The sequence below is a fragment of the Roseomonas rosulenta genome (assembly GCF_016106005.1).
Taxonomy (GTDB): domain Bacteria; phylum Pseudomonadota; class Alphaproteobacteria; order Acetobacterales; family Acetobacteraceae; genus Neoroseomonas; species Neoroseomonas rosulenta.
The window spans coordinates 23,350-29,940 of record NZ_JACADR010000030.1; the positions used below are offsets into that span (position 1 = coordinate 23,350).

Consider the following 6,591-nt stretch of genomic DNA (forward strand, 5'->3'; position numbering starts at 1 on the left):
ATGGACGCCGCCGCCCGCGCGCCCGACTTTGCCGGCCCTCTGGGGGCGGAGGACGCGGCCGCCTTCATCGCGATCGAGGGCGTCGGCGTCACCTATGGACCGCAGGGCGCCGAGCCCGTGACGGCCCTGTCGGAGATCGCGCTGCGCGTGCCAGAAGGCGCCTTCGTCTCCCTGGTCGGCCCATCGGGCTGCGGCAAGTCGACGCTGCTGAAATGCGTCGCCGACCTCCTGCAGCCCAGCACGGGCGGGATTTTCATCGGCGACGTGCCGGCATCCGAGTTGCGCCGCCAGGGCCGCATCGGGATGGTGTTCCAGCAGCCCAACCTGATGCCGTGGCTGCGCATCGAGGACAATGTGCGCCTGCTGCATCGTCTGGTCGCGGACCGCGGCATCGCCGCGGCTGTGCCGGACGTGCCCGCGCTGCTTCGGCTCGTCGGTCTCGAAGGCTTCGGGCGCAAATATCCTTCCCAGCTCTCGGGCGGCATGCAGTCGCGCGCGGCGCTGGCCCGCGCGCTGGCGCTCGACCCGAAGGTGCTGCTGATGGACGAGCCCTTCGCGGCGCTCGACGAGATCACCCGCGACCGCATGGGGATCGAGCTCATGCGCATCTGGTCGCAGTTCGGCAAGACCGTGCTGTTCGTGACCCATTCCCTCGCCGAGGCGGTCTTCCTCTCGGATGCCGTGGTGCTGATGACGCCGCGGCCGGGACGGATCGCGCGCATCCTGCAGGTGCCGCTGCCCCGCCCACGCACGCCGGAGATGCGCCTGACCGACGAGTTCGCCCACCTCGTCGCGGCGCTGAACCGCGATCTCTACCGGATGCTCGCCGCCTGATGCGACCTGACCTGACCCCCGCGCTGCTCGACCGCGCGGCCCTGCTGCTGGTCGACATGAACCGCAGCCACCTCGATCATTCCATTGGTCATCTGCTGGTGGCGAAGGAGGATGCCGACCGCATCATCGCGACGGCGGCGAAGCTGCGCGACGCCTGGGCCGCCGCAGGCCGCCCCGTGATCTTCGTGCGCACCCACCACCGCTGGAACCCGGCCACCGGGGAGGTGATCGACAACCGCAACCCCTTCTGGATGGCGCAACACGCCAACCCGATCCCCGGATTGTCGAAGCCACGCAGGACGCTCGCGGTGGAAGGATCGCCGGTGACGGAGGTGGTGCCCCAGTTGGCGCCGCGTCCGGGCGAACATACCGTGTTCAAGCACCGCTACAGCCCCTTCCACAACACGGATCTCGAGCTGCTGCTGAAGAACCTCGATGTCGACACGCTGGTCATCGGCGGCGTCAACACGAACAACTGCGTCCTGTGCACCTGCTTCGAGGCCTTCAACCGCGACCTCCGCGTCATCCTGCTGCCCGATGCGTGTGCCAGCATGAACGGGCCTGACTACCACACCGCGGCCTTGACGCTCATCGAGGCCGCGCTCGGTTGGCTGGTGCCCTCGGACGACATCATCGCCGCCTGCGCGCGCTGACTTCAGGGAGAGGAATTCCATGGCCCAACGCCGCATCGGCATCGTCATGCATGGCGTCACCGGACGCATCGGGACCAACCAGCACCTGGTGAATTCCATTCTGGCGATCCGCCGCGACGGCGGGTTGCCGCTGTCGAACGGCGACCGGCTGATGCCCGACCCCATCCTGGTCGGGCGGAGCGCCGAGAAGCTGCAGACGCTCGCAGTGACGACAGGCATCGAGCGCTGGACGACCGATCTCGACGCCGCCCTTGCCGACCCGCAGGACGAGATCTTCTTCGACAGCGCCTACACGGCCACGCGCCCCGCGCTCGCGCATCGCGCCATAGCCGCGGGGAAGCACATCTATCTGGAGAAGCCGGTCGCGCCGTCGCTCGAGGATGTGCTCGACCTACGGCGCGCGGCTGAGGCCGCGGGCGTCAGGCACGGCGTGGTCCAGGACAAGCTGTTCCTGCCCGGCCTCACCAAGCTGAGGCTGCTGAAGGAGCAGGGCTTCTTCGGCCGCCTGCTCTCGGTGCGCATCGATTTCGGCTGGTGGGTCTTCGACGGCGAGCAGGTGCCGGCGCAGCGTTCGTCCTGGAACTACCGGCGCGCCGATGGCGGTGGCCTCGTGCTCGATATGTTTCCGCACTGGCGCTACATCTTGGAAGGATTGTTCGGTCGCCCAACCTCGGTCACCTGCCATGTTCGCACGGCTCAGCCCCACCGGCGCGACGAGCGCGGCCGGCCCTACGCCGTGGACGTCGAGGACGAGGCGCGTGCGCTCCTTGAGCTCGAGGACGGCGTGGTCGCCGAGATCAACGCCTCCTGGGCGAACCGCGTGCGGCGCGACGACCTCCTGACCATCACTGCCGAAGGCACGCTGGGAAGCGCGGTAGCCGGGCTGCATCGCTGTGTCGTACAGCCGCTCTCGACCACGCCGAAGCCGGCGTGGAACGTGGACATGCCGGCGCCCCAGGATCTCTATGCGCAGTGGGCGCCAGTGCCGGATCTGCTGCCACTCAAGAACTCCTATCGCATGGCCTGGGAAGCCTTCCTGCGCCACGTCGCCAATGACGGGCCGAACCATGCGAGCCTGATCGAGGCCGCGAAGGGCCTTCAGCTCATCGAGGCCTGCCATGCCAGCCACCGCGAGCGCCGGTGGATCGATCTTCCCGTGCTCGGCGGATGATGCGCGGCTTCGGGCCCGATCTCGCTTAGCCCCCAGCGTGCGGACGCAGGTGGACTGAACCGCGCCGGGTTCGACTGAGTCTCCAACCCCTGAGAGGCTGGAGCGATGACGAGCAGGACGGCGAACAAGGTCTCACCTGGGGTTCGCGAATGGGCGGTGCGGTTGGTGCCGGAGCACGAGGCGCAGCGCCCGTCGCGCTGGGCGACGATCCTGTCGATCGCGGCCAAGATCGGCTGCACCGGCCAGACACTGTGAATAGGCGCCGAACCGGGCCCCTGCCGGAATTCGGCCTAACGCCTTGATGAGGCGCGGGACAAGAATGCTGCGGAGGGGTACCGATCGACGCCGATCGGAACCTAATCTGTGTCCCCAATTCGATAACAATATCAATGCTTTGTGGGTGCGCCTGGGAGGGGACAGTTTCGCCGCTTATTCACGCGCAGAGGACAGGGGGCTGGCGTTGGCCACCAAGCGCGTGCGGGAGGCGAGGACATCCGTTACGTGGGATCTTCCGCCTTCGCCATGAGGCGAAGGATCAACCGCCCGGGGAGACGCTCCTTGCGCCTGCTGCTTGCCAATCCCAATACCACGCGATCCATCACGGAGCTCATGGCGCAGGCGGCGCGTTCGGTCGCTTCTGCAGGGACCTCCGTCAAGGCTGTCACCGCCGACTTCGGCGCGGCGGTGATCGGCAGTCGGATGGAGATGGTGATCGGCGACTACGCCAGCCTCTCCCTCATCGCGCGCGAGGCGGAGGGCTGCGATGCCGTGATCGTCGCCGCTGCTCTCGACAGCGGATTGCGCGCACTCAAGGAGATGCTGCCCGTGCCGGTCCTGGGCCTGACGCAAGCCGCGGTGCACGCCGCCTGTCTGACGGGAGGAAGGTTCGGGCTCGTGGTCTCCACTGCCCGCGTCGCGACTGTCATGGAGGAAATGATCGAGGGCTATGGGCTCGCGTCCCGTCTCGCCGGCGTCAGCTGGGTGGGCGCCGATCCGACGGCGATCTACGGCGACCCTGGCGGCAGCGCCGCGAGGATCGCCGAATGCGCACGAAGTCTGGTCACGCAGAAGCGCGCGGACGCGGTCGTTCTCATCGGCGCCGTGATGGCCGGCATCCCTGAGCGAATCCGCGACGATGTTCCCGTGCCGTTGATCGAGGGCGTCACGGCTGCGACCGTCCTGGCGGAGGGCATGGTCCGGCTGGGCACGCGGAAGGCGACAGCGGGGAGCTTCGCTGCCCCCGCGCCCAGAATCGTCTCGGGGATCACCGTCGAGCTCGAGGCTCGTCTGCGTCGCGAGTCATCGAGTCCCTAACCCGCGCGGATGCGCGAGGCGAGCGGCGTCCAGCGTGCAACCTCGGCCCGCAGATGCGCCTCGGCCGCTGTGGACGAAGTGTCGGGCCAGGTCTCAACACCGATGCGGGCAAGGCGCGCGACTGTCACTGGGTCGGCGATGGCCTGCTTCGCGACGGTACGTAGCGCGGCCAGGATCGGCAGGGGCGTATCGGGCCGCACATACAGGATCTGCCAGGCGCTGACATCGAAGCCGGCAACACCGGCTTCCTGGAGCGTCGGCAGGTCAGGCTCGGTGCGGGTGCGTTCCGCGCCGCTGGTCGCGAGCGCCCGCAGCGTTCCGGCTTCGACGAGCGGCTTCAGGACGGTCGGCGTATCGATCGTCATATGCATCCGGCCCGCTGCGAGATCCTGAATCGCATTCGCGGTGACGCGATAAGGGACGATCGTGAAGTCGAGGCCGAGCGTCGCTTTCAGGAGCTCTCCGGCCATCGCGTTGGTCGTTCCCGGCGTGCCGGCACCGTAGTTGACGGCGCTGCCCTCCCGTCGGAGCCAGGCGAGCAGCCCGGGCATGTCGGTCGCGGGCACGTCGCGGTGCACGACAAGCATGAAGGTCTGTCGCGCCGCCAGCGCGATTGGCGCGAAGGCCGTGACCGGATCGTGCGGAAAGTTCGGATAGAGCAGTTGCATGACAGGGTGGTTGTTCGTCGCGGTCATCAGGGTGTAGCCGTCGGCTGGCGCCCTCAGCAGGGCGAGTGCGCCGAGCGTACTGCCGGCCCCGGGCATGTTCTCGGGCACCACCGGGCGGCCGAGCTGCCCCGCCATCTGTTCCGCAAGGATACGGCCGACCGCATCGGTCAACCCGCCTGCACCAACGGGCAGGATCATGCGCAGGGGGCGGCTGGGGAAGGCCTCCTGCGCGTTGACCGTGGCCGACGACAGCGCGGCTGCCGCGGCGAGAATCGATCGGCGAGTGCTCTGAGCCACGGGAACCTCCTGAGAGACCTTAGGACGGGCTGTCGGTCCGTGCGGCAGCCCTTCAGGTGCCGATCTCCGGCGTGGCCCACTAGAATTGTGCCTGGATCACTTGATGGGGCTGGTCACGACACTGTCGATCGACTGCATGAAGCGGCAGAAGGTGCAGTTCGCATCCGGGGCGCGCAGCCGCTCGAAGGTGAACATCACGTCGTCGGTGGTGAGGGGCTGGCCGTCGTGCCAGGTGACGCCGACGCGCAGGCGCAGCGTGAGGGAGCGGCCATCGGAGCCGGTCCCCCAGTTCTCGGCGAGACCGCGCGCGGGGGAGAGTTGGCCGCTCTGATCCGTGCCGATCAGCGCGTCAAACAGGTTGCCGAGACAGGGAAGGTCACCTGTGCCGGCCTTGCCGATGTCGAGGCTCTCGCGGGCGAAGGTCGGAATGACGAAGGTCAGCGGCCGGTCGGATTGCGCGGCCGCGGGACCGCCTAGAGCCGCAATCAGCGAACCGGTGAGAACGATGCGCCGGAGGGCGGATGCGATCATGCAGGTGATCCTTCGAAGCCGCATCGGAGCGTCGCCGCGTTCGGATGGTGCGGCAAGGCCATAAATGACCAGAGGATAATCAACCAACGTATCTCGATGCTGCGAACGCCGACCGAAAGCTCAAACTGCCTCATCATTGTGCGTCAATCGTGAACGAGGTTAGCGGGGCGAAGCCGTGGCAAGGACTACGGCGGAATGCGGTCCTGGACCCGGCGCCAGGCATCGATCAGCACGCCCGTAGTTGTGACGTATCTGCGATCGGAGCGGGGGAAGTTGCTCGCCGACCGGATCAAGCAGCGATGTCTGCGTGCAGGAAGTCCGTGGTGACATCTACGACATCGGGTGGCTCCCAACACTAGCCGTTAGGCGAAATCGCCACACCCTGACGCTGTCGACGTACGCCGCGCGCGCGTGGACGACCTCCCAGGGAATTATCCCGGCACGACGTACGCGATAGTTCACGTCGAGCAGAACAGCGGCAAGGCGATCGAACGGCCGGTCGGGCAAACGTCGAATGAAGCCGAACTGTCGTGAGCCGCTATGCGGCGTGAGGCGGCGACATTTGACGCGGTCTGGCGAGCCGAGGCTCTCGAGATCCTGGGCGAGGAGCAGGCGTCGCTCACCCGTCTGGTTCGGCGCCGCTTCGGCGATTCGACGCAGAACCGAAGGGGATTGGCGGCGTCGAAATCGGGTCTGCGCTTCGCTGGACGCGGATGGCCAGAGACAAGAGCCACCATCGGTCGGTCTCCATGCGCCTGCTCAACGAACCTCCACGGGGGGGAGGTGACCGAGCATCATCGCCGCAGCCTCGGCTGCGATTATCATCGTCGTCGCATTCGTATTGGCCGAGACAATACGCGGCATGACCGAAGCATCGGCCACGCGCAGCCCGTCGATACCGCGCAACCGAAGCTCCGGCGTCACCGGCGCTCCGTCGCCGCCCATGCGGTAGCTGCCACACAGGTGATAGACGGTCGCCCCCTTCGCCCGCGCATATGTCAACGGCGGAGCAAAACCAGGCCAGCGCGGCGGCGGAAAACAAGGCCACTGGCGACATGGCGGCATCAGACCTGGCCGGCCCCCGATCGGGGGCCGGCCAGGTCTGCGGCTGGTTCCTCTGATG

7 protein-coding genes and 1 pseudogene are annotated in these 6,591 nt (G+C 67.5%); 5 read left to right on the forward strand and 3 right to left on the reverse strand.

Features of this window, described 5'->3' with window-relative positions; genetic code table 11:
• From HW578_RS06490 to HW578_RS06510, 5 genes and pseudogenes are all read left to right on the forward strand, one after another.
• Positions 1 to 834, forward strand: coding sequence for an ABC transporter ATP-binding protein (locus tag HW578_RS06490; RefSeq protein ID WP_198369731.1), 834 nt, complete (start codon positions 1 to 3; stop codon positions 832 to 834).
• The gene (locus tag HW578_RS06495) at positions 834 to 1,487 is read left to right on the forward strand and encodes a cysteine hydrolase family protein (protein WP_198369732.1); all 654 of its coding nucleotides are present in this window, start codon (positions 834 to 836) and stop codon (positions 1,485 to 1,487) included. Before HW578_RS06490 ends, HW578_RS06495 begins: the two co-directional genes overlap by 1 nt.
• Before the next feature lie 19 nt (positions 1,488 to 1,506).
• A complete protein-coding gene (locus HW578_RS06500; protein WP_198369733.1) occupies positions 1,507 to 2,658 on the forward strand; it encodes a Gfo/Idh/MocA family protein in 1,152 nt (383 codons plus the stop codon).
• 105 nt (positions 2,659 to 2,763) lie between these two features.
• Positions 2,764 to 2,910 (forward strand): annotated as a pseudogene (locus HW578_RS06505) (IS3 family transposase); the annotation flags it as partial.
• A 306-nt stretch (positions 2,911 to 3,216) separates the two neighbouring features.
• Positions 3,217 to 3,972 carry an aspartate/glutamate racemase family protein gene (locus HW578_RS06510; protein ID WP_198369735.1) on the forward strand — a complete coding sequence of 252 codons (756 nt, stop codon included), beginning with the start codon at positions 3,217 to 3,219 and terminating at the stop codon, positions 3,970 to 3,972.
• Here HW578_RS06510 and HW578_RS06515 read toward each other — a convergent pair.
• From HW578_RS06515 to HW578_RS28190, 3 genes are all read right to left on the reverse strand, one after another.
• The gene (locus HW578_RS06515; protein ID WP_198369736.1) at positions 3,969 to 4,937 is read right to left on the reverse strand and encodes a Bug family tripartite tricarboxylate transporter substrate binding protein; all 969 of its coding nucleotides are present in this window, start codon (positions 4,935 to 4,937) and stop codon (positions 3,969 to 3,971) included. The genes HW578_RS06510 and HW578_RS06515 overlap by 4 nt on opposite strands.
• A gap of 96 nt (positions 4,938 to 5,033) precedes the next feature.
• Complete coding sequence (locus HW578_RS06520; RefSeq protein WP_198369737.1) at positions 5,034 to 5,468, reverse strand: ABC transporter substrate-binding protein; 435 nt, start codon at positions 5,466 to 5,468, stop codon at positions 5,034 to 5,036.
• Between the two features lie 759 nt (positions 5,469 to 6,227).
• Positions 6,228 to 6,533 carry a GMC oxidoreductase gene (locus HW578_RS28190; protein ID WP_255528979.1) on the reverse strand — a complete coding sequence of 102 codons (306 nt, stop codon included), beginning with the start codon at positions 6,531 to 6,533 and terminating at the stop codon, positions 6,228 to 6,230.
• Positions 6,534 to 6,591 lie beyond the last annotated feature (58 nt).

Bases quoted from the DNA above. Each gene is read 5' to 3' on its own strand.
- HW578_RS06490 (WP_198369731.1), top strand. From the start codon at position 1: ATGGACGCCGCCGCCCGCGCGCCCGACTTTGCCGGCCCTCTGGGGGCG.
- HW578_RS06495 (WP_198369732.1), top strand. From the start codon at position 834: ATGCGACCTGACCTGACCCCCGCGCTGCTCGACCGCGCGGCCCTGCTG.
- HW578_RS06500 (WP_198369733.1), top strand. From the start codon at position 1,507: ATGGCCCAACGCCGCATCGGCATCGTCATGCATGGCGTCACCGGACGC.
- HW578_RS06520 (WP_198369737.1), bottom strand. From the start codon at position 5,468: ATGATCGCATCCGCCCTCCGGCGCATCGTTCTCACCGGTTCGCTGATT.
- HW578_RS28190 (WP_255528979.1), bottom strand. From the start codon at position 6,533: ATGCCGCCATGTCGCCAGTGGCCTTGTTTTCCGCCGCCGCGCTGGCCT.